We start from the raw sequence: 21147 nt of genomic DNA on the forward strand, positions 1-21147 counted from the left end.
TTCTGGAGAACCACTTCATCTTTGGTCCGTCTTAGTCCCCTCAGAATGGGATCGTGGTTACGCAGACTGCGAGCAACGATTCAATGGCGCTAGGCGCGCCTTCCACGGCGAGATGACCCGGATATCCGACCAGTCAACCAGGTGTTTTAGGCACCAGGGGGGAAAGCGTAACCCAAATCGGTCGATCGCCGCAACGGTCTGGAAGGGCCCGTTATGAAGGGAGCGACTATCACTTGGCCAGGCCGCGCGCGATCAGCCGCGCCAGACGCTGCGAAAACGCCCTGGCGTCCGCTGGCTTGTCGCCGTCGAGCACGCGGGCCTCGTCGTAGAGAAGATGGGCCGCATCATCCTTGAAGGCCTGCTCGTCGTCGCCCAGGCTGGCAAGCGCCAGCACGCGCTCATGCCTTGGGTTGATCTCGAGGATCGGCTTGGCGGCCTTGTCGAGGCGGCCGGCGGCATTGAGCAGCCGCTCGAACTGCCGGTCGTGACCATGCTCTGGCGCGACCAGGCAGACCGCGCTTTCCGTCAGCCTGTCGGAGGCTTTCACATCCGACACGGCGTCGCCCAGCGTCGATTTGACGAAAGCCAGGAAGCCGTCAATTTCCGGCGTCGCAGCCGTGTCGGGCTTCTTGGCAACGTCAAGCAGCGGGATATCCGCCAGCTCGGCCGCGCCTTGCGTGATTGATTTGAACGGCTTGTCCTCGAAGTGCGGCGCCATCGTCACCCAGAAGCTGTCGACAGGGTCGGTGAGCAGCAGCACTTCGATGCCGCGCGCCCTGAAGCCTTCGAGCTGGGGCGAGGCTTCGAGCCGGGCGCGGTCGTCGCCGGCCATGAAGAAGATCGCCTTCTGGCCTTCCTTCATCGCCGCGACATAACCGGCCAGGCCCCGCCAGCCTTCACCTGATGTGGTCGAGTGGAACCGGGCGAGCTGCAGCAGTTGCTCGCGCCGCTCGTAATCCTCGTAGAGCCCTTCCTTGAGGACAACGCCGAAATTCTCCCAGATCTTGGCAAAGGCCTCGGCCTCGTTCTCCGCCAGCTTGGCGAGGTCGCCCAGCACGCGGTTGGTCAGGCCCTTGCGGATGGAGGCCAGCAGAGGGCTCTCCTGGATCATCTCGCGCGAGACATTGAGCGGCAGGTCGGCGGAATCGACCAGCCCGCGCACGAAGCGCAGATAGCGCGGCAGAAGGTCGGCATCGTCGGTGATGAAGACGCGGCGCACATAGAGTTTCATGCGGCCCTTGCGGTCCTGGTCGAACAGATCGAACGGACGCGAACCAGGCACGAAGGCGAGCACGGAGTATTCCTGCCTTCCCTCGGCGCGGAAATGGATGGTGGCGGCCGGCTCGTCATACTGGCCGGCGACGCTACGGTAGAAATCGGTGTATTCCTCGGGCTTGATCTCGCTCTTCGGCCGCACCCAGAGTGCCGTGCCATCGGCGATGTCGCGCGCCTCGGCGCCGGGTTTTTCGACGAGCGTGATCGGCACCGGCACATGGCCCGACTGCGACTTGGCCAGTTGCTCGAGCCGGTAAGAGCCGGTGCAGGGGACGGCGTCGTCCATCAGATGCAGCACCACGCGGGTGCCGCGCCTGGGAGCTGCTTCAAGTGGGGCTGGCGCGATCTCATAGGAACCCTTGCCGTCGGACGACCAGCGCCAGGCCTCCTCGCTTCCCGCCAGGCGGCTGATGACATCGACGCGTTCGGCCACCATGAAGGCGGAATAAAAGCCGACGCCGAACTGGCCGATGAACTGCGTGTCTTCGGTCGTGCCGCCTACGCCGACGCGTTCGACGAAGGCGCGCGTGCCCGAGCGCGCGATCGTGCCCAATGCTTCGGCCATATCGTCACGGCTCATGCCGATGCCGTTGTCTTCGACGGTGATTTCCTTGTTATCGGGATCGGCGGAAACGGTGATCCGCGGCTTCGGGTCGTCGGCCAGCAATTCGGGCCGGCTGACCGCTTCGAAGCGCAGCTTCTCGCAAGCGTCGGCGGCGTTGGAAATCAGCTCGCGCAGGAAGACGTCCTTATCGGAATAGACCGAGTGCACCATCATGTGCAGCAGCCGCGAAACATCCGCCTCGAACGCCCTGGTTTCTTTCGCCTTCGTGTCTGTCGTCATCTCACGTTCCTGTGTTTTCAGCATGGTCTCCGCACGAGGTCGCGTCGGATGATCAATCGTTCAGACGGTGTTGTTTGTCCTCGAAGCGCCGCCAGACAAGGCCGCAGGCGCCAGCGAAACCATGTCCGGAACGAGGATATCCTGGCGACGGGCGAAGGCAACCAGGGTTGCGCGGACGGTTTCCGGGTCGATCTCGCCGGCGATGCCGGCTTTGCAAGCGTTGAGTGCGACGGCATGGGCGCCGTTGCGGCTGCAGGCCGGCCAATCCTGAAGCAGGGCATAGGCTTCCACCACGCTCTCGATCCTCGCCGGAAAACCCATTCCGACCAGCAGGGTTACCGGCTCTTCAAACTGCCTGTGATTCATGACTTGTGCCTCCTTTCGGTTGTGCAGGACCTGGACCGGATCGCGCATCAGAGAGCGCGGCCCGCCGCGGATAGGGTGAATGGGAGTGAATTCGTTGCACTGAAAACTGAGCCGCTGGGTAAGTGATGCCGATCGCGTCCGGCTCGAGCCTGGCAGGCTGCAGCGCCGGAACGCTTCGGCCCGGCGCTGGCAGCGCCCTGTGCGCCTTCCCCAGTGCCTCGAGCCAGGCGGCAACGGCAAGCGGCGCCGGGCTGCGGCCGTCGAGCCATGCAGCGATCTCGCCTCGCGGACGGCCAAGTTCGGCCGCGAGGTCGTCCGACTCCCATCTCAGAATTTTCAGGCATTCACGCAACCGGCCCGTGATCATGTCTCCACCTCCAAAACAATTTCTTCCTTCACATGGCAATGGATCGTCGAACAGTGTTCGCGGTTCAGCCACCAGGGGATGCCTCGGAGGCCGCCGATACCTGCTGGGCGCAGAGGAACATCAGTGTTGACGCCACCGTGCGCCGGTTCCAGCCAGCGGCTACGGCCCTCTCGAGCAGCTCTGTCAGCAGCGGCATCAGCACGCTACGGCATTCGCCTTCGTAGGCCATGAACTCCTTTGCCTCATGTGTCGGCGCTGGCAAGGGCCGCAAGCCAGCCTTTGCATCCATGTTTGCCTCCATCTCTTTCAATTGACACCCGCTCCCACCGAGGGGAGCGGGCGGACTGGTCGAGACCTCAGAAGTCCATGCCGGCGCCGGCAGGCATGGCCGGAACCGCGGGTTCCTTCTTTGGCTTCTCGGCCACCATCGCCTCGGTGGTCACCAGCAGACCGGCAACGGATGCCGCATCCTGAAGAGCCGTGCGCACCACCTTGGCCGGGTCGATCACGCCCTGACCATAGAGATCACCGAATTCGTTGGTCTGGGCGTTCCAGCCCCAGCCAAACTCGCTCGTCTCACGCAGCTTGCCGACGATGATCGAGCCCTCGGCACCGGCATTCTCGGCGATCTGGCGAACCGGTGTTTCGATCGCGCGACGCACGATCTCGATGCCGGTCTTCTGGTCGGCATTGTCGGTTTGCACGGTGTCAAGCGCCTTGGCGGCCCTCAGCAGAGCGACACCGCCACCGGGCAGCACGCCCTCCTCGACTGCCGCCCTCGTGGCATGCAGGGCATCGTCGACGCGGTCCTTGCGCTCCTTGACCTCGACCTCGGTCGAGCCGCCTACCCGGATGACCGCGACGCCGCCGGTGAGCTTGGCCAAGCGCTCCTGCAGCTTTTCGCGGTCATAGTCCGAGGTGGTCTCCTCGATCTGCGCCTTGATTTGCGCAACGCGGCCCTGGATCTCTTCCTTGCGACCGACCCCGTCGACGATGGTGGTGTTTTCCTTCTCGATCACCACCTTCTTGGCGCGGCCAAGCATCTGCAGCGTCACATTCTCCAGCTTGATCCCGAGATCTTCCGAAATGGCGGTGCCGCCGGTGAGCACGGCAATGTCCTCCAGCATGGCCTTCCGTCGATCCCCGAAGCCCGGCGCCTTGACCGCCGCAACCCGCAGCCCGCCACGCAGCTTGTTGACGACCAGCGTGGCGAGCGCCTCGCCCTCGACATCCTCGGCGATGATCAGCAGCGGCTTGCTGGACTGCACAACGGCTTCCAGCACCGGAAGCAGCGCCTGCAGGTTCGAAAGTTTCTTCTCGTGGATCAGTACATAGGGCTCTTCCAGCTCGACGCGCATCTTGTCCTGGTTGGTGATGAAATAGGGCGAGAGATAGCCGCGGTCGAACTGCATGCCTTCGACGACTTCGAGCTCGGTCTCGGCGGTCTTAGCTTCCTCGACCGTAATGACGCCCTCATTGCCGACCTTTTCCATCGCCTCGGCGAGAAAGCGGCCGATCTCGGCGTCGCCATTGGCCGAGATAGTGCCAACCTGTGCGATCTCGTCGTTCCTCGTCACCTTGCGGGCATTGGCCTTGAGCTCGGCGACGACAGCGTCGACCGCCTTGTCGATGCCGCGCTTCAGGTCCATCGGGTTCATCCCCGAGGCGACGGCTTTCGCACCTTCCTTGACGATCGCCTGGGCCAGCACGGTCGCAGTCGTGGTGCCGTCGCCGGCGATGTCGTTGGTCTTGGAAGCAACCTCGCGCACCATCTGCGCCCCCATGTTCTCGAACTTGTCCTCGAGCTCGATCTCCTTGGCGACGGTGACGCCGTCCTTGGTGATCCGCGGCGCGCCGAACGACTTGTCGATGACGACATTGCGGCCCTTGGGCCCGAGCGTCACCTTCACCGCATTGGCAAGGATGTCGACGCCGCGCAGCATCTTCTCACGGGCTTCAGTATGGAATTTCACTTCTTTGGCAGCCATTGGATCATCACTCCTCGTCTAGGCAGCATTCGTTGACTGGTTGGATTTCGAAGAAGCCGTCAGGCGGCCTTCTTCACCTGCGCGGCCTGCTCGATCACGCCCATCACGTCGCTTTCCTTCATGATGAGCAGGTCCTCGCCGCCGATCTTGATCTCGGTGCCGGACCATTTGCCGAACAGGATGCGGTCGCCGAGCTTGACGTCGAGCGGCGTGAGCTTGCCGCTGTCGTCTCGCGCGCCGGGACCGACGGCGAGCACTTCGCCTTCCTGCGGTTTCTCCTTGGCGGTGTCGGGAATAATGATGCCGCCGGAGGTCTTCTCCTCGGCTTGGATGCGGCGGACCAGGATACGGTCATGCAATGGACGGAACGCCATGTCGTTCTCCTCGTGGACAAACAGATTTTTGCGGTTCCTCCGCACCGGACCGGCAATATCGAACCGGTGCGGAACGCTGCGACCCTTGATCAGGCGTCGCACGCGCATATCGAGCTAGTTTTGGTTTTTTTCGGTTTCAAGAGGCTGGCGCAAAATTTTTGGCACTTACCGCACAAGAGTGCCAACCGCCTGTTATCATGCAGCTATTTTGTCGGGGAACGAGATTTCCTCGCTTGATTTCCCATGCGATCCAACAAATTCGATCATTCCCCTTCCTGCCTCCGAAACATACGACCTTTCGCTTGACCGCCTGCCTGCGCCGGCCAGTCCCGAGCTGATGGGATTTCTACGCCATTGGAGGCTGACGTTGAGGACAGGCTGCATTCCGTTCGCGTTGTCGGCTCTCAAGCCATCGGAGTGGAGCGTCGTAGATGGCATCATTGCAATCCACTGAGGCTACCCTCCCGACCCCTCGCCCGGATGAGACAAAAAATCTGGTGGCCCCGCTTGAACTGGCCTTTTGTCATTCCCAGATCGTTTGCCGTCGAGGCTTAGGCTCGACGAAACGGGCGTCGCGGTGGCGCCGCGATGCTGCTTGTAACCCATGTTGCTTCAACGGAGGATATGGCTATGAGAAGCTTTGATTATACCCCACTCTATCGCACGACGGTCGGCTTCGATCGTCTCTTCGACATGCTTGACAACGGCGTGCGATCGGATTGGCCGCCTTACAATATCGAGAAGACAGGCGAAAACGACTATCGCATTACGATGGCTATCGCCGGCTTCAGCCCCGAGGAGATTGAGCTTACCTAGCACGGTCCGGAGTTGATTGTGGTAGGCAACAAACAACCCACCGAAACCGACTGGCAGATTCTCCATCGCGGCATGGCGACTCGTAATTTCAAGCAGATCTTCAGGCTGGCAGACTATGTGAAGGTCGCCAACGCCACCTTGGAGAACGGCCTGCTGGCGGTGGACCTGGTCCGCGACATCCCGGAAGAATTGAAACCCCGCCGCATTGGCATTGGCACGTCGGCCGAGAAACAGACTTCACCGACAAAGCGGATTAGCCAGGATACCGATAGGAAGCTGAAGGTGGCCTGATAGAAGAATCAGTCTGCGGTCTCGCCTCCCGGCACAGCCGGGAGGCACCTGATTGCGGAGAACGGAGATGACAACCGGATCTGAAATATTTTTACAAACCCCAGCCGGAAGCCTAGGTTCGTGGAGCTTGTCGCAAACATACGCACACCCTGAAGATGTCCTGCGCGACCAAAGCATAAGTCTTGCCGAGAAGCGCGCACTGCTTGCCTCTTGGGCGTCGGATGCGCGTGCCATCCCCGGAGTGCCGATACTCCGCCAACTGGATGACGGATCTGTCGTCACTTTGGATGAAATCATGAGGGCCTTGAAGGCTCTCGACGGCGGGCAGGAGAAACTGGTTAGCCGCCCTCATTTTGACCGGCGGCTTAAGAACAGATGGACTTCCTGGTTGCCTCGCGGTCGAAGGGATGACGACGATGATCCGCCGCCAGTGCCCGCCTATGCCACCCCGCCCCTGAAAAGTGGGGGCGGTGGGTCAATGGCTTGGGCCGAACCGGCGCTGGTTTAGAAATAGTCTAGCCGGGGGGATGGAGGGCAGCCCCCGGCTGGTTTGGCCGAAAGACTTGGTGAACCGGCATGCCGCGGCAAGTCGGACGCGACCTGCGAGGCGCCCTTTCCGACGAAGTCTGCATGAGCCGCGTTCCATCTGCTCCCGCGCTATTGGCCGCGACGGATTCGAGCCGCCTTAGAAATCGTTATTGTAAACATTCCGGCAGAACCTGTTCTTCTGGCCCACGGTCTTTATGTGATCATGCACCTGATAGGCGTAGGTTGTGGCGGCGTTGACGGCGACCTCCTTGGACACGCCTGTCTCATTTATCGCCTTGATCAGAAAATACGTCATCATGTCGGCGTTCTCGAACTTGCACAGATACCCGGCCGCCATGAGCATGCCCGCCTTCTTGATGTAGGAGTTGTCGGTGATGCCGGCCAGCGCCGGTGCCGCGGCGAGCAAGGCAACGGCAATCAAAAGCTTCTTCATCAAGATCCCCAAGCAAAAGGGCGGCATTCACGCCGCCCGGGCTGCATGCGCATTATTATGTCTTTGTCTGGTTCACAAGTCAGGCTGCTGCCAGCCCCGCCAAATTGCAGATGCGCTGCGGGGTTAGTCGATTGACTGCATGTCACTCGGCGCTGGACTTGATGATCCGCGTCAGGCTGCGATAGGTCTCTTCGAGCGCTTCAAAACCGCCTTCGGCGAGAGTGATCGGGGCAGCGTTATCGGCGATCGCCGCGAGCAGCAGCGCCGCATCGGCGGCCACCACATTGGGTGCAAGCTCGCCGCGCCTGCCGGCCGATGAAAACGCCTCGGTGAACAGTGCCAAGAGCTCAATGCCAAAGTGGTTGAGCATCCGCCGGCCATCGTCCCCCAGCAGATCGGCATCCTGCCGCAGCCTCGAAATCAGGCTCCAGTTGCGCCCTTCTGTGCCGGCTGGGTTGAAGTGCCGGAAGCGGGCGCGGCTGTAGGCGATCATCGCCTCAACCTGCTCGGCGAGGCTCGACTCCTCATGCGACCACACAGCGCGCAAGGCGCTCAGCGTCGCCTGCATGTAGTCGCGCAGCACCTCGCCGACCAAGGCCTGCTTGTTGCCGAAATGATAGTGGATATTGGCGCGTGTTGTTCCGAGCGCCGTCGAGATGTCGCCGAAGCTTGTGCCGCGATAGCCGTGGCGCACCAGCAGCTCCAGCGCCGTATCCTTGATCGCCTGCCTCGTATCCGTCTCATCCATGCCGGCATCATAGCCAAATCCGCGCGACTTGGACGCCGAAGCTCATGGCATCCCCAGGCATTTGACCAAGGACTGACTTGCAGGTAAGTAAGTCTAAAAACAAAGGAGGAGAACGGCCGGTGCAGATGCAGAGTTTCACGGATGCCGATGGCGCGGCCCCACAGGCCGTGCGTGCGGGCAATCTGATCTTCGTCGGCGGCCTGATGGCGACGGACGCAAACGGCAACATTGTCGCCCCCGGCATTGCCGGCCAAGCGCGCGTCATCTTCGAGCGGCTGGCGGCGCTTCTCGCCCAGGCCGGCGCCACAATGGCCGATGTGGTCAAGCACAACATCTATTTCAGTTGCGAGGCCGATGTCGTCGGCGCCTTCCTCGACGAGCTCGATTCCGTGCGCACCGGCTATTTCACCGCGCCCGGCCCGACCAGCACCGAAATCCGCTGCGGTCTCGACAGCGAGGGCGCGCGGCTGATGGTCGACGCCTGGGTGGTGACCGGCGGCAAGCGCGAGCTGCTCGACCCGCCCGGCCATTGGCGCTGGCGCAAGAAACTGCCCTTCGTGCAAGGGTGGAAGGTCGCCGACATGCTGTTCATCGGCGGCCAGCGGCCGCTCGACGCCGAGGGCAAGGTGCTCGGCCGCGGCGACATTGAGGTGCAGACTGAAGAGGCCTTCCGCAACCTCGACACGATGCTGCGGCAGGGTGGCGGCGACCGCAACAGCCTGATGCGCCAGAACACCTATTTCCGCTTCTTCGGCGAAGGCCGCGAAGTCACCGACTATTGGGAGAAGATGACCAATGTGCGTCGCCGCTACATGTCCGTGCCCTCGGCAGCGGGTGCCGGCCTGCGCATCCAGGGCATGGGCAATCCCGACGAACTGATCCAGGTCGAGGGCATCGGCATGCTCGGCGAGGACAAGCAGCGGCTTCAGCCGGCCAACCACTGGGACTGGAGCATCCCCAACACCCAGTTCACGCAAGGCTGGAAGATCGGCAGGCTCGCCTTCATCGGCGGCCAGATCTCGGCCGACAGCAAGGCTCAGGCCGTCGGCGACGACATGGAAACGCAGACCCGCAACGTCTTCGAGTTCATCCGCCGCACGTTGGCCGAAGGCGGGCTCGACGAGAGCGACGTCGCCAAGCTCTATATCTACTACCACGCCGAAGGCAGCTGGGCCGAGATCGACGCGATCCGCGCGGTGATCGCGCGCGTGCAGCGCGAATTCTATCCGCTGCCCGGTCCGGCAGTGACCGCGATCCGCGTCGCCGGCTTCGCCTTCGAGAACCTGCTGGTCGAGATCGAGGCGATGGCGGTGACGCGGGACTGATGTCGAAACACGATTTCACCGCCGCCGAATTCGCGGCACGGCTGGTGCACGTCCGTGCCGCCATGGCCGCGCGGGACCTCGACTGGCTGGTCGCCGTCCACCCCGCCTCCATCCATTGGCTGACCGGCAGCGACGCCAAGAGCTACCAGGAATTCCAGTGCCTGCTGGTTGGCGCGCGCGACGAGCCGCTCGTCGTGCTGACACGCCAGGGCGAGGTGCACGAATTCGAGACGGACTCGGCCGCCGGTGAGGTGCATGGCTTCGGCGGCGGCGAGAACGAGGATCCGATCGCCGCTTTTGCCGGCGTGGCGGGGCGTCATGGCGTGTTGGGCAGGCGCGTCGGCCTGGAAGTGCCCGCCTATTATCTTCATCCGCATCACTATCTTGGCCTTCGCGCCATCATCGGCGATGCCCTTGTCACCGAGACGACCGAATTGATCGCCGGACTGAAGCTGGTGAAGTCGCCGGCGGAGATTGGCTACATCAGGCGTGCGGCAGCCCGTGCCGACCTCGGCATGGCCCGTTTCGTCGGCGAGCTGGCGGCAGGTCAATCGGAACTGGCGTTGGCCGGCGGCATCTACGACACCTTGCTGCGCAATGGCAGCGGCATCGCCGCCAGCCCGATCAACCTCGTCTCCGGTCCGCGCTCGGCCTACAGCCATGGCGCGCCGACCGCGCGTCTGTTGCGCGAGGGCGATTTCGGCAACATTGAATTCGGCGCGACCTTCAACCGCTACACCGCCACCATCGGCCGTAATTTCGCGCTTGGAAAGCCGACGCCGCGCATGGCCGAGCTGCATGACATCGTGCTGCGCGCCAGCGACGCCATGATCGCTGCGATCCGCGACGGCGTGCCGGCAGCCGTGCCGCACGAGGCGGCCCGCGCCGTCCTTGGCGAGGCCGGGCTCGAACCCTACCGTGTCCACACATCGGGCTATGCGCTGGGGCCGGGCTTTCCGCCGAGCTGGGCCGAGCCGCTGCACATGATCGGCGGCAGCCCGCATGTGCTGAAGGCCGGCATGGTGGTCACCATCGAGCCGCCGGTCTTCATCGGCGCCGAGGGACTGGGCGCCCGCATCATCGACAATGTGCTGGTGACGGCGACCGGCGCCGAGGTCCTGACGAAAACACCGCGCGACATCATCGTTGCGGGTTGAGCCGTCTTACCCGCCCAGCTCATGCGCGATCTCGGCGCAGGCGAGCTTCAGCCGCGCCAGCATGGCCTCGAAATTGGGCGCGGCACTACGCCTACTGACCGCCGCCACCGTCACGCAGGCCACCGCGCGCCCGTCGCCGGCGATGATCGGGCAGACTACGTCGGTCACGCCGATGATGTCGCGGCTCTCGTGGATGATGGCACCGCGCTCGCGCACGGCGTCGAGCTCGGCGCCAAGCGTCGTCGGGTCCGGCGGCTCGCGCATCAGCATCAGGCATTCGGCGATCATGCGGTCGCGCACCGGCTTGGGCTGGAACGCCATCAGCACGAGCCCGGAATGGGCGTCCGCCAGCGGCCGGCGATAGCCGAGCTTGAGCGAAAAATTCATGTCCGCGCCGCCTGATGCCGCGGCAATGATGACCGTTTCGCCGCGATGCGCGACGACCAGATGCGCCGCCTGGTGCACTTCCTCGGCGAAGCGCTCGACGATGGGGGCTGCCGTGCTGACCAGGTCGCGGGCGCGCGCCGTCTGCATGCCGAGCCCGAACAGCTTGTTCGACAGCATCAGCCCCTCGCCGCTCTCGTCACGCTGGATGTAGCCGCGCGCCAGCAGCACATGGACCATGCGGAAGATCTCGTTTTTCGACCGCCCCAGTTCCTCGGCGATCTGGCGCGTGCCCATGGTCTGGCCCGCATTGGCCAGCAATTCGAGGATATCCAGGCCCTTTTCCAGGGCCGGCGCACTGTAGTTGAGCTTGTCATCCGTCATTCTGCATCCGTTTCATAGATGACGCTTGACGTCACATATGAAGCGACGTTAGCGTAATGTCTAGCAAATCCGCGCGAAAAATAGCGATCTGCGCGTGGTTGCATAGGGAATGCCCTGCATCCATGAGCTATAATTTTAAATTTGATATCCTGTTGCGCTATGTGCCGGAGATCGTGCAAGGCGTGCTCCTCACCTTGCAGTTCTCGGTCATCACCATGCTCTGCGGTCTCGCCATCGGCCTGATCGTCGCCATGGCTTCGATCAGCCCGCTGATGCCGCTGCGCGCTTTCGCCCGAATCTATGTCGAGGCGCTGCGCAACACGCCGCTTCTGGTGCAGCTGTTCATCGTCTTCTTCGGCCTGCCCTCGATCGGCATCAGGCTGGGCGCCAACACAGCCGCCCTCATAGCGCTCTCGATCAACATGGGCGCCTATGGTGCCGAAATCCTGCGCGCCGGCTTCGAATCCGTGCGCCAGAGCCAGATCGAGGCCGGCCGCTCGCTGGGCCTCACGGCCGGCCAGACCTTTCGCCATGTCGTGCTGTTCCAGGCGGTCAAGACCATCTACCCGGCGCTCGCCAGCCAGTTCGTGCTGATCATGCTGACCACCAGCGTCGTTTCCTCGATCGGCGCCACCGAGCTGTTCCACCAGGCCGCCTTCATCGATTCGCGCACCTACCGCTCCTTCGAGACCTACACGCTGATCACCATTTCCTATCTCGTTCTCACGCTGGGCTTCCGCGCCTTCTTCGCCGGCGTCTACTGGGTGGTCTTCGTCAGGAGGCCGCGCCGATGATCCGCGAATTCGCCGGCGCCGACATCATCTACCTTATCGAGGCGGCACGCTGGACGCTGCTGCTGGCACTTACCGCGACTGTCGGGGGCGGACTTCTGGGCATTGTCGTGGCCGTGCTGCGGGTCATCCCGTTTCGACCGCTCAGCTGGCTGGCCATCGCCTGGATCAACCTGATCCAGGGCACGCCGCTGCTCGGCCAGCTCTTCGTCTTCTTTTTCGGCCTGCCGCTTGTCGGTCTTTCGGTCGATGCCTGGACAGCGGCGGCGCTGTCCTTGTCGATCTACGCTTCGGCCTTCTTCGGCGAGATCTGGCGCGGCAGCCTGCAATCGGTTTCGCAGCGCCAATGGGAGGCGGGTGCCGCCCTTGGCCTCACCTATGCGCAGCGGCTGGGCCATGTCGTGCTGCCGCAGGCGATCCGTATCTCCATCGCACCGACGGTCGGCTTTCTGGTCCAACTGGTCAAGAACACCTCACTGACAGCGTTGATCGGCTTTGTCGAACTGACGCGGGCCAGCCAGATCATCAGCGGCGCGACCTTCGCCCCGCTGCCGGTCTACCTCACCGCCGCCGTCATTTATTTCGTCATCTGCTTTTCCCTCTCCCAGCTCGCCCACATGCTGGAAAGGAGACTTCATGTCGCTCGTTGAGCTCGTCGACATCCGCAAGCGGTTCGGCGCCGTGGAGGTGCTGAAGGGCATCTCGCTCACCCTGGAGAAGGGCGAGATCGTCGCCGTCATCGGCCGCTCGGGCTCGGGCAAGTCGACCATGCTGCGCTGCATCAATGGGCTGGAGAAGGTGCAGGCCGGCCGCATCGTCGTCGACGGCATCGACGTCACCGCGCCCAAGGCCGACCTCAACCTTCTGCGCCAGCGCGCCGGCATGGTGTTCCAAAGCTACAATCTGTTCCCGCATCTCAATGTCGAGCGCAACATCATGCTGGCGCTCAAGCTGGTGCGCAAGCTCGACACCTCAGCCGCCCGCGAAGTCGCCCGCGCCGTGGTGACCAAGGTGGGCCTCGCCGACAAGCTGCATGCCTATCCCGACGAATTGTCGGGCGGCCAGCAGCAGCGCGTGGCGATTGCCCGCTCGCTGGCCATGCAGCCGACCCTGATGCTGTTCGACGAGATCACGTCGGCGCTCGACCCCGAACTGGTGGGCGAGGTGCTGCGCGTGCTCGAGGGTGTCGCCAGCGAAGGCATGACCATGATGCTCGTCACCCACGAGATGAACTTTGCCAAGAACGTAGCCGACCGCGTGATCTTCATGCACGAGGGCCGCATCCATGAGGACGGGCCAGCGCGTGAGACCTTGCTCGAGCCTCGTACGGCCGAACTCAGGAGCTTCCTGAACGCCGTCCTTCACTAAGAAAAGAAAGTCCAACCAGAAAAAGGGGAAGTTCCATGTTCAAGCATCTTACCAGGATCGTCACAGCCGTGCTCCTGGCCGGCGCAGTCTCGGCGATGCCGGCCAAGGCGGCCGACCTGCAGAAAATACTGTCCGCTGGCACGGTGCGCATCGGTGTGCCGATCGACGTGCCGCCCTTCGGTTCGGTGGATGCCAAGAACGAGGCAGTCGGCCTCGATGTCGACATGGCCAAGAAGATCGCCGAGGCGCTTGGCGTCAAACTTGAGCTGCAGCAGATCACCGGGGCCAATCGCGTGCCCTACCTCGTGACCGACCGCCTCGACATCGTCATAGCCGCGATGGGTGCCACGCCGGAACGCGCTCTGCAGATCGCCTTCACCTCGCCCTATGCTGCGCTTTCCATCGGAGTCTTTGGGCCCGACAGCATCGCAGTAAAGAGCGCTGCCGATCTGAAGGACGAAACCATCGCCGTTGCCCGCGGCACCACGCAGGACCTTGAGCTGACCAAGGCCGCGCCCAACGCCAAGATCGTACGCTTCGACGACGACGCCACTGCCGCCGCCGCCTTCACTTCCGGCCAAGCGCAGTTGCTGGCCACTGCGGATGTCGTCGCGAAAGACCTGATGGACAAGGACCCGAAGGTTCAGCTGAAGCCGAAGTTCATCATTCAATTCTCGCCCTGCTACATCGGTATCCAGCAAGGCAGCCCCGAGTTGCTGCGTTGGCTCGACACCTACATCCATCTGGGCCTGCTTGACGGCTCGCTCTCCGCGCTGTCGCAGAAATGGATCGGCACGGCGCTGCCGACCCTGCCGCCGATCTGACCGACAATCGCGGCGGGAGCATCACTCCCGCCGCTCCCCTCGACCCCGGCTGCCGTTCATTGCCAATCGCCCTTCATTCAGGACGACAGTCCTGCCGAGAGAACCATGGCCCCTATGTCCACCGCCCGCACCACCCTCGACTTCGACCGCTCCGGCAAGCAGATCGGCTTCGTCGACATCCCGCATTCACCGCATGACGACGCCTGGGGCGCGACCCGCATCCCGCTTGCCGTGATCAGCAATGGCAACGGTCCGACCGTGATCCTGCAGGCGGGCAACCATGGCGACGAATATGAGGGGCCGATAACGCTCGGCGAACTCATACGCGAACTCGACCCGGGCATGGTCAGCGGCCGCATCATCTTCCTGCCGGCGATCAACCTGCCCGCCGTGCTGGCCGGCCGCCGCACCTCGCCGGTCGACGGGCTCAACCTCAACCGCACCTTTCCGGGCGACCCCACCGGCACCGTCACCCAGCAGATCTCGGCCTATGTCAGCGACATCGTCATGCCGCTCGGCCATGCCTATGTCGATCTGCACTCCGGCGGCTCCTCGCTCAACATCCTGCCCAGCGCCATCATCGAGCCGGCGCCCGACACCGCTCACCGCAAGCGCAACATGGAAGCGGTGCTGGCCTTCGACGCACCGCTCACCGTCGTCATCGACAATCTCGGCGAACCGCGCACCTCCACGGCCACGTCGGTACGGGCCGGACTGACCACGGTCGGCACCGAGATGGCCGGCGGCGGCACAGTCTCGCTCGACGCCCTCGGCATCTGCCGCAAGGGCGTGCGCAATGTGCTGAGCCATCTCGGCGTGCTGCCGCCAACCGGCAAGCCGCCGGCCGCGCGTCCCGAAAACATCCTGCGCATTCCCGGCCATGACGGCTATGTGCTGGCGACCACCGATGGCGTTTTCGAGCCGTTCCATGCGCTGGGCGCCGACGTGCATGCCGGCGAGGCGGCCGGTCGCATCCACAATCTGGGCGATCCTGGCCGCCCGCCGGAGACGGTATATTATCTGTCGGACGGCCTCGTGTACGGTCGCCGCCAGCCAGGCCGCGTGGTCGTCGGCAATTGCTGCGTCACCGTCGCCGCACGCTATGAGGGGGAGCTGGCGTGATCGGTCTCGAAGACATTCGCGCTGCGGCCGCCCGCATCGAAGGCAATGTCAGGCGCACGCCGATGATCGCCGCCAGCAATCTAAAGACGCCGCTGGCCGGTGGCGTCGAACTGATGCTGAAGCTGGAACTGCTGCAGGTCACCGGATCGTTCAAGGCGCGCGGCGCCACCAACAAGCTGCTGTCGCTGGACCGTTCCATGCTGACGCATGGCATCGTCACCGCTTCCGGCGGGAATCACGGCATCGCCACCGCGCGCGCCGGCTTTATGGCAGGCGTGCCTGCCACCATCTTCCTGCCATCCAACGCCTCGCCGGCCAAGATCGAGAAACTGAAGGCCTGGGGCGCCACGACGCGTATCATCGGATCGGCCTGGCACGAGTCCAACGAGGCAGCGCAAGCCTTTGTCAGCGAAACGGGTGCCGTCTACTTCCATCCCTTCGCCGATCCCACGGTGGTTTCAGGACAAGGCACGGTCGGCCTCGAAATCCTCGACCAGATGCCGGATGTCACCACGGTGCTCGTCGCCATGGGTGGCGGCGGCCTGGTCAGCGGCGTGGCGACCGCGATCAAGGCGCTGGCGCCGCATGTCCGCGTTGTCGGCATCGAGGCGACGGGCTCGCCGGTGCTGCTGCGCGCGCTCGAAGTTGGACGCAATGTCGCTTTGGACAAGGTTACCACGTCGGTCGCGACCATGGCCTGCGCCAAAACTGATGACCGTATATTCGACATTGTGCGCGACCGCGTCGACGCGATCGTGCTTGTCGATGATTGCGAGATGCTGCGCGCGGCCAAAAGCCTTTGGTTTGAGATGGGCCTTGCAGCTGACCTCAGCGGTGCTGCCGCGATTGCCGCGATTGCAGAGGGTCAAGTGCGGTTCAGATCAGGCGAGCGCGTCTGTGCCATCATCTGCGGCGCCGGGCCGGAAGCGATTCAAGGATGATCTGACCGGATGTCAGAAATGGACCGATGTTGTCGAAAAAGTCCGCCCTGCGGCTGCGGATGGCATTTGCCTGGAATGGTGTTCCGCGACGGCGCCAAAATGCAATCCTCATTCCATGCAATACGCGGGGGTGAAACAGGATACGGCTCTCCATCGATGGGTCGCGTGTCACCGCATCTCTGAGGAAGCATTGTAGAATTTAGAAGAGGCTGGGAACCTGGGCACATTGCCCTCCCTTGTTTGCCATGACGGGGGCGCGCGGTCCAGATTTGTGGCACGGGAGGGGCATGCTTCTGTGGTGATCTTGCTTCGAGATCGCGGCACATTTTTCTCCGACTTCGTCACGGCGAACCTTTCGCGCGAACTTTGGCCGCTCGGCAGCGTTCTCCCTCGCCAGTGCAGGTTTCCGAACATCGTGTCGCGGACATAACCGTGGAAGGTCGGGCCCGCGAACAGACCTTCCACGCACAGCGCGACAGGGCAGCCGGCGCGGGTGAGCTTTTCGGCAAGGCCGGGGCCGACCCAATACCCGCCAGTCGGCGATCGGCACATTGATCTGTCGATTCGACAACAAATCGCAAAACGGGCATGATCTCCTTTGGTGTCGGGGGATGCCTTGGTGCATTGCGGTTTGTATTTTTCCGCTGGGTTCGGGTCGCGGCCGGCCTTTGGAACTTCGCGAACAGTCTTTTGCAGTCGGGTTCAGTCCAGACGGCAACGAGCCCGACATGGAGGGCGAAGGGCCGCTGCAGGCAGCCGCTGCCTGTCGCAGGCCGCCTGCAGCTGCCGACGGGGCAGCATGGCGCGAACGAGTCAAGCCGCGGCAGGCGATATCGGCGCCGAGCAGTTCGCCCGGCTATGGCGATGTGCAACCGATTGGCGCCGCCGCAGTCAGCGCTTGGCAGTTTTGAGGGTGGGATGAACTACTGGATCTACGAGAGCTGGACCCGTGATCGAGGACGGATCCATCGAGCCGATTGCGGCTTCTGCAACGAGGGCCAAGGCACGCAGGTCAAGGCGGGAGATAGGAACGGTCGCTGGCACGGCCCGTTTGACCGGGACGCTGCATTCGCAAGAGCAGCCCAACTCAATCGCTCCGACACGCGAGCCTGCTCGATATGCGATCCGTAGATAACCCTGCGCACATTCCGCGTGCTCAACGCAGGGGATGTAGCGCGCGCGAACGCTCCGCCACGATCCCGGATAAACAGCAAGCCGACCGCATACCTCTCTCGGCGGCCAGACCTCGGCGGCGTATGCCCGCGATCATCGCCGCAGCCGGCTTCGACGCTGCGCGGATCGAAAGCTCGCATCTTCGCTCTGCCCACGGCGCAACAGGTTCGGTCGAGGCTTTAGTCGCCGCTGTCATTTAGGCGATGGCTTTCTTTGAAAACGCCTATCCGAGATTCGGGCTGGAAGGAGGCCATGGCGAGGGCTTCCTATCGGCGATTATCGGCATCACCTGGGCGATCGCCTATTGGCCCGTTGCGCTGGTTGTGCTCGGCTTAGGATTTTGGGCTTCGATCTGGTGGATGAAGCAGGGCTGGCGACCACCCCAAATTCAAACAGAGACACTACCGGGCTCTCAATCGGCTGGAAAATGCCAGTGGGACGCTAAAATTATTTTGCTGTCATCGATGCCACAGTGGGACGGTTTCGATGTCCGGGTTTTCCTTCCTTGGGCCGGAAGACCTTCCCAAATGCCAGCGTGTCTTCGACCAGATATGTGCTGACGTCAGATCGGAACGGTCGGAAGTCGACGGCGAATTGCTGCCCTCTAAGGTTTTCTGGCATTTCAGCGCGGCGCTGCCGACCATGCAATTGTGCTGGCTGAGATACGGTCGCGCCGCCAGAACTTGGCAAGGCGCGCTGGTTGGTGGACGAGCCTGTGACCGGTCATTCGGCGATAAAGCCATCCGGCCGCAAGGTACATACTTGCGCTATGAAGCCGCCAATGTCAGCCGATATGGCAAATGCAGCGGCAGGCCTGAAGATCAGACGGCAGCCGCCAACTGGCGCTGCGCAAGCTATCGAAGGACTGGTTTGCCATGGTCGGCCGGGACAGGTCTGATCCCGGCGCCCCCACGGTCATCACCGGTTTTGCGTTCGTGTGGCTGCGCAGGGCCGGATCGCGCTCCCATGCGGCCCAGGCCGTCGACGAGCGGATCGCGCGCATGAGGCACGCTGGTCTGTGGCACTTCAAGCAGCTTTGGTCCCCAGCCATCCTTGTCGGCCAAGCTGCCAAGGCGTCCCGGCCATGAACGGCAAAATGCTGCCCTGCGCCCTGACAGCCCTCGTTGTCGTCTGCCTTCCTTCCCCTTCGTTCGCGGCTGACATTGCGCGCCGCTTGAGTGCTCCACCGGCTCTGGCGGTCTATGTGGATTCAAAAGCGACGAGGGTTGCAGGTCGTGTGACGGTGATAGACGGCCGGACCTTGTGGTTTGCTGGCGCGTCTCAGACGGTCTCGAGGACATCGATACTTGCGAATTGCCGCAATGGGCATTCGACCCCAGACCCCTTGGCGATGGTTCCGTCCTGAAGCCGGTGCCCTGTGGGCCGCTGTCGAAAGCCTGGCTAAAGTGGCTGATAGGCGACAGCCAGGTCGTTTGCGGGATCGCGCCCTATGCCAGCGACGGTGCGCTGACAGGCAGGTGCATTGCGGGCAGCCGCGATCTCGCCCTCGACATGCTGCGTGTTGGTTGGGCACGGGTCAAGGCGCTCTCACCTGCCAATTCGAAATACTCGAGATGGCAGCGCTATGCCATGTCGGCGCGCCGTGGAATGTGGGCGACATACGTGATTGACCCGGAGGAATGGCGCGCCAAGGCAGTCGACAGGACGCTGACGCGACGGCCGATTGCCGATTTCAACCTGCTCGCCGAGCACGAGCATGAAATCTCGCCGCCATTTCTTGATGCCGGTAAGCGCCCTGCCCGGTTCGATCGGTAGATACTCGATCATCAGCTGATGCGAGCCGTCGCCACGCGCGCAAGTTCAGCCAGGATGCGGTTGACCCGCCGAGCCGGGTTCGGCGAAGGACGGTTGTAGATCTTGTGGGGCCCGTATCCCGCCGGCGCATCGCACCCACGACGCCGCTTTTGCCTGGCGAACCATATCCTTCAGGATGCGCCGATGGTCCATCCGCGGCAGACCAGGCGACAAGGGAAGAACGGCTCGACGCGGCGCATCTGCTCCGACATAGCTCACCCCATTCGGGCGCGATGAACGACCCACAGGCTGTTTGATAGGGGGTGACCCTAGCTGAACGCTGCGATTTCTGTCAGAGTTTCAACAGCATTCACACACTGAGGGAGGGAACAATGCGGCGGCTTGCACTCGCAGTTTTTGGTCTTTGCTTCTACTCGTCCTACGCATCGGCATGGTGGGATGAAGGTCACATGCGAATTGCCGCGATGGCGTGGGATCAGCTGACGCCGGCTGCTCGCGCGGAAGCCAGTCGCCTTGTCAGGATGAACCCGCAATACTTTTCTTGGATGATCGCGATACCTCAACCTTACGACGGCTCGGCAAGAGACCTGGACCGGTACGCCTTCATCAGAGCTGCCGTGTGGGCGGACGACATCAAAGAGATGAAGGATTACAAGGACGCCAGCACGAAGGACAATGCCAAGACCGAGACAGCCGGAAGGAATATCGGCTACAGCGACAAATTGATCCACGGCTATTGGCACTTCAAGGACATCCCCTATCAGCGCGACGGAAGTGTCCCGCCGCCAGCGGACCCCGTCGATGCTGCTACCCAGATCAAGGCCTTCACGGCCGCCCTTCCGAAGGCGGCCGGCATGTCCGACGACATCCGTTCGTATGATCTTGTCTGGTTGCTCCACTTGATCGGAGACGTGCATCAACCCCTGCATTCGACGGCGCTGTTTACAAAGGAGTTCACCGCCAAATGGAAGGCTCAAGACAAGCCCGACCAGGGCGATCGCGGCGGCAACGAGATCATGGTGACGCCAGCCAACGGCGACCCAGTAAATCTCCACGCCTATTTCGATGGAATGTTCGGGGGCTACTCCACGGTGTATGGCGCCATCTTCGACACCTTCGACAAAAGCGGAAATCCCTACTTGCCGCCGGCTGACGGCACAGAAGCGGCCATTACCGACCCGGACGTGTGGGTGACCGAAAGCAACAAGCTCGCCATTGATACTGCTTATGCCGCTCCAGTCCTCGACGCCAATGGCAACGTGGTGCAGCAAGCCGAACTGACGCGCCAGTATGAAACCAAAGCCCGCAATGTGAGCAAGCTGCAGATTCCCTTAGCGGCAGCGCGCCTGGCTCACCTGCTTAACGAGGCGCTCAAGTAGCGGGCTGCCCCTACAAGCGACTTGGGACCATGCCAAGCGTCGAGCGCCAGTGGGTGCGGCACCGTGAGAGGCCTCAGGTTTCGTCGGCAGCGCCTCGCCAGAGCGCGATCCTGCTGGAAGCTGCCAACCCGGGCAAGGCCAAGCCAAAGGCGGGCGAAAAGCGGCTCGGTCCGCCCGATCTGGATCAGAAGGCCCATGGGAGCAGGGCATGAGGCGCTCGCTAGGAGCAATGATCGGCGCCGCCGTTTGATTCGATTGAAGAGCCGTCCCTGACTGCGGGGTCCTTGGCACTGCAAATGCGCGGCCCGTCAGAACCGATCGCCGTCTGGATAAGCCTTTTTGGCTGAGATCGCCGTCGAAGTCTCTTCATGACTTAGCCCGGATCATGATCACGATAGCCAGTTTACCGGTGCCTGATGGTGGGCCCGAGCGTCGCATGAGGCAGCCGGCCTTTGAGAATAGATGGCGTGGG

The 21147-nt window shown here is 62.9% G+C and carries 20 protein-coding genes and 1 pseudogene; 12 read left to right on the forward strand and 9 right to left on the reverse strand.

All coding sequences use genetic code 11. The annotated features are described in order from the left end of the window. Positions 1 to 229: 229 nt before the first annotated feature. From htpG to OOJ09_RS30800, 5 genes are all read right to left on the reverse strand, one after another. A complete protein-coding gene (gene htpG / locus OOJ09_RS30780) occupies positions 230 to 2119 on the reverse strand; it encodes a molecular chaperone HtpG (protein ID WP_269908819.1) in 1890 nt (629 codons plus the stop codon). Between the two features lie 60 nt (positions 2120 to 2179). Beyond that, positions 2180 to 2485, reverse strand: a complete 306-nt coding sequence (locus OOJ09_RS30785) for a DUF982 domain-containing protein (RefSeq protein ID WP_269908820.1) — start codon at positions 2483 to 2485, stop codon at positions 2180 to 2182. 431 nt (positions 2486 to 2916) lie between these two features. Further along, positions 2917 to 3141, reverse strand: coding sequence for a hypothetical protein (locus tag OOJ09_RS30790; protein ID WP_269908821.1), 225 nt, complete (start codon positions 3139 to 3141; stop codon positions 2917 to 2919). Positions 3142 to 3208: 67 nt separating this feature from the next. Continuing rightward, complete coding sequence (gene groL, locus OOJ09_RS30795; protein ID WP_269908822.1) at positions 3209 to 4840, reverse strand: chaperonin GroEL; 1632 nt, start codon at positions 4838 to 4840, stop codon at positions 3209 to 3211. Between the two features lie 59 nt (positions 4841 to 4899). Further along, positions 4900 to 5214, reverse strand: coding sequence for a co-chaperone GroES (locus tag OOJ09_RS30800; RefSeq protein WP_269908823.1), 315 nt, complete (start codon positions 5212 to 5214; stop codon positions 4900 to 4902). Between OOJ09_RS30800 and OOJ09_RS30805 the strand changes: the two genes are divergently transcribed. Continuing rightward, positions 5194 to 5451 carry a hypothetical protein gene (locus tag OOJ09_RS30805; protein WP_269908824.1) on the forward strand — a complete coding sequence of 86 codons (258 nt, stop codon included), beginning with the start codon at positions 5194 to 5196 and terminating at the stop codon, positions 5449 to 5451. The two genes, OOJ09_RS30800 and OOJ09_RS30805, sit on opposite strands and share 21 nt — an antisense overlap. 393 nt (positions 5452 to 5844) lie before the next feature. After that, positions 5845 to 6321, forward strand: a pseudogene (locus OOJ09_RS30810) (Hsp20 family protein). A 685-nt stretch (positions 6322 to 7006) separates the two neighbouring features. Here the strand turns inward: OOJ09_RS30810 and OOJ09_RS30815 are convergent. Both OOJ09_RS30815 and OOJ09_RS30820 read right to left on the reverse strand, forming a co-directional pair. Continuing rightward, complete coding sequence (locus tag OOJ09_RS30815; RefSeq protein ID WP_269908825.1) at positions 7007 to 7303, reverse strand: hypothetical protein; 297 nt, start codon at positions 7301 to 7303, stop codon at positions 7007 to 7009. A 142-nt stretch (positions 7304 to 7445) separates the two neighbouring features. Continuing rightward, positions 7446 to 8051: a TetR/AcrR family transcriptional regulator gene (locus OOJ09_RS30820; protein ID WP_269908826.1), complete on the reverse strand. Its 606-nt coding sequence runs from the start codon at positions 8049 to 8051 to the stop codon at positions 7446 to 7448. Between the two features lie 125 nt (positions 8052 to 8176). Here OOJ09_RS30820 and OOJ09_RS30825 point away from each other — a divergent pair, with 125 nt between their 5' ends. Next, the gene (locus OOJ09_RS30825) at positions 8177 to 9376 is read left to right on the forward strand and encodes a RidA family protein (protein ID WP_269908827.1); all 1200 of its coding nucleotides are present in this window, start codon (positions 8177 to 8179) and stop codon (positions 9374 to 9376) included. Further along, positions 9376 to 10533, forward strand: coding sequence for a M24 family metallopeptidase (locus tag OOJ09_RS30830; protein ID WP_269908828.1), 1158 nt, complete (start codon positions 9376 to 9378; stop codon positions 10531 to 10533). Before OOJ09_RS30825 ends, OOJ09_RS30830 begins: the two co-directional genes overlap by 1 nt. A 6-nt stretch (positions 10534 to 10539) precedes the next feature. On the opposite strand, the gene OOJ09_RS30835 is transcribed toward OOJ09_RS30830, so the two are convergent. Next, positions 10540 to 11301, reverse strand: coding sequence for an IclR family transcriptional regulator (locus OOJ09_RS30835; RefSeq protein WP_269908829.1), 762 nt, complete (start codon positions 11299 to 11301; stop codon positions 10540 to 10542). A gap of 122 nt (positions 11302 to 11423) precedes the next feature. Here OOJ09_RS30835 and OOJ09_RS30840 point away from each other — a divergent pair, with 122 nt between their 5' ends. The 6 genes from OOJ09_RS30840 to OOJ09_RS30865 all read left to right on the forward strand — a co-directional run bounded on the left by OOJ09_RS30840 (position 11424) and on the right by OOJ09_RS30865 (position 16347). Beyond that, complete coding sequence (locus OOJ09_RS30840; protein WP_269908830.1) at positions 11424 to 12095, forward strand: amino acid ABC transporter permease; 672 nt, start codon at positions 11424 to 11426, stop codon at positions 12093 to 12095. After that, positions 12092 to 12742: an amino acid ABC transporter permease gene (locus OOJ09_RS30845; RefSeq protein ID WP_269908831.1), complete on the forward strand. Its 651-nt coding sequence runs from the start codon at positions 12092 to 12094 to the stop codon at positions 12740 to 12742. The genes OOJ09_RS30840 and OOJ09_RS30845 overlap by 4 nt, the downstream gene beginning before the upstream one ends. After that, on the forward strand, positions 12729 to 13460 hold the full coding sequence (locus OOJ09_RS30850; protein ID WP_269908832.1) for an amino acid ABC transporter ATP-binding protein: 732 nt from the start codon (positions 12729 to 12731) through the stop codon (positions 13458 to 13460). Before OOJ09_RS30845 ends, OOJ09_RS30850 begins: the two co-directional genes overlap by 14 nt. 35 nt (positions 13461 to 13495) lie before the next feature. Next, entirely contained in the window at positions 13496 to 14284 is a 789-nt protein-coding gene (locus OOJ09_RS30855) for a transporter substrate-binding domain-containing protein (protein ID WP_269908833.1), read from the forward strand. Between the two features lie 105 nt (positions 14285 to 14389). Beyond that, positions 14390 to 15406, forward strand: coding sequence for a succinylglutamate desuccinylase/aspartoacylase family protein (locus tag OOJ09_RS30860; RefSeq protein ID WP_269908834.1), 1017 nt, complete (start codon positions 14390 to 14392; stop codon positions 15404 to 15406). Then, positions 15403 to 16347 carry a threonine ammonia-lyase gene (locus OOJ09_RS30865; protein WP_269908835.1) on the forward strand — a complete coding sequence of 315 codons (945 nt, stop codon included), beginning with the start codon at positions 15403 to 15405 and terminating at the stop codon, positions 16345 to 16347. The genes OOJ09_RS30860 and OOJ09_RS30865 overlap by 4 nt, the downstream gene beginning before the upstream one ends. Positions 16348 to 18304: 1957 nt before the next feature. Here the strand turns inward: OOJ09_RS30865 and OOJ09_RS30870 are convergent. After that, positions 18305 to 18523, reverse strand: a complete 219-nt coding sequence (locus OOJ09_RS30870; RefSeq protein WP_269908836.1) for a hypothetical protein — start codon at positions 18521 to 18523, stop codon at positions 18305 to 18307. A gap of 311 nt (positions 18524 to 18834) precedes the next feature. On the opposite strand from OOJ09_RS30870, the gene OOJ09_RS30875 reads away from it, so the two are divergent. Together OOJ09_RS30875 and OOJ09_RS30880 are read left to right on the forward strand one after the other, a co-directional pair. Next, positions 18835 to 19296, forward strand: coding sequence for a thermonuclease family protein (locus tag OOJ09_RS30875; protein WP_269908837.1), 462 nt, complete (start codon positions 18835 to 18837; stop codon positions 19294 to 19296). Between the two features lie 371 nt (positions 19297 to 19667). Continuing rightward, the gene (locus tag OOJ09_RS30880) at positions 19668 to 20675 is read left to right on the forward strand and encodes a S1/P1 nuclease (protein WP_269908838.1); all 1008 of its coding nucleotides are present in this window, start codon (positions 19668 to 19670) and stop codon (positions 20673 to 20675) included. The last annotated feature ends 472 nt before the right edge of the window (positions 20676 to 21147 follow it).

The sequence above is a fragment of the Mesorhizobium qingshengii genome (assembly GCF_027563465.1).
GTDB lineage: Bacteria > Pseudomonadota > Alphaproteobacteria > Rhizobiales > Rhizobiaceae > Mesorhizobium > Mesorhizobium qingshengii_A.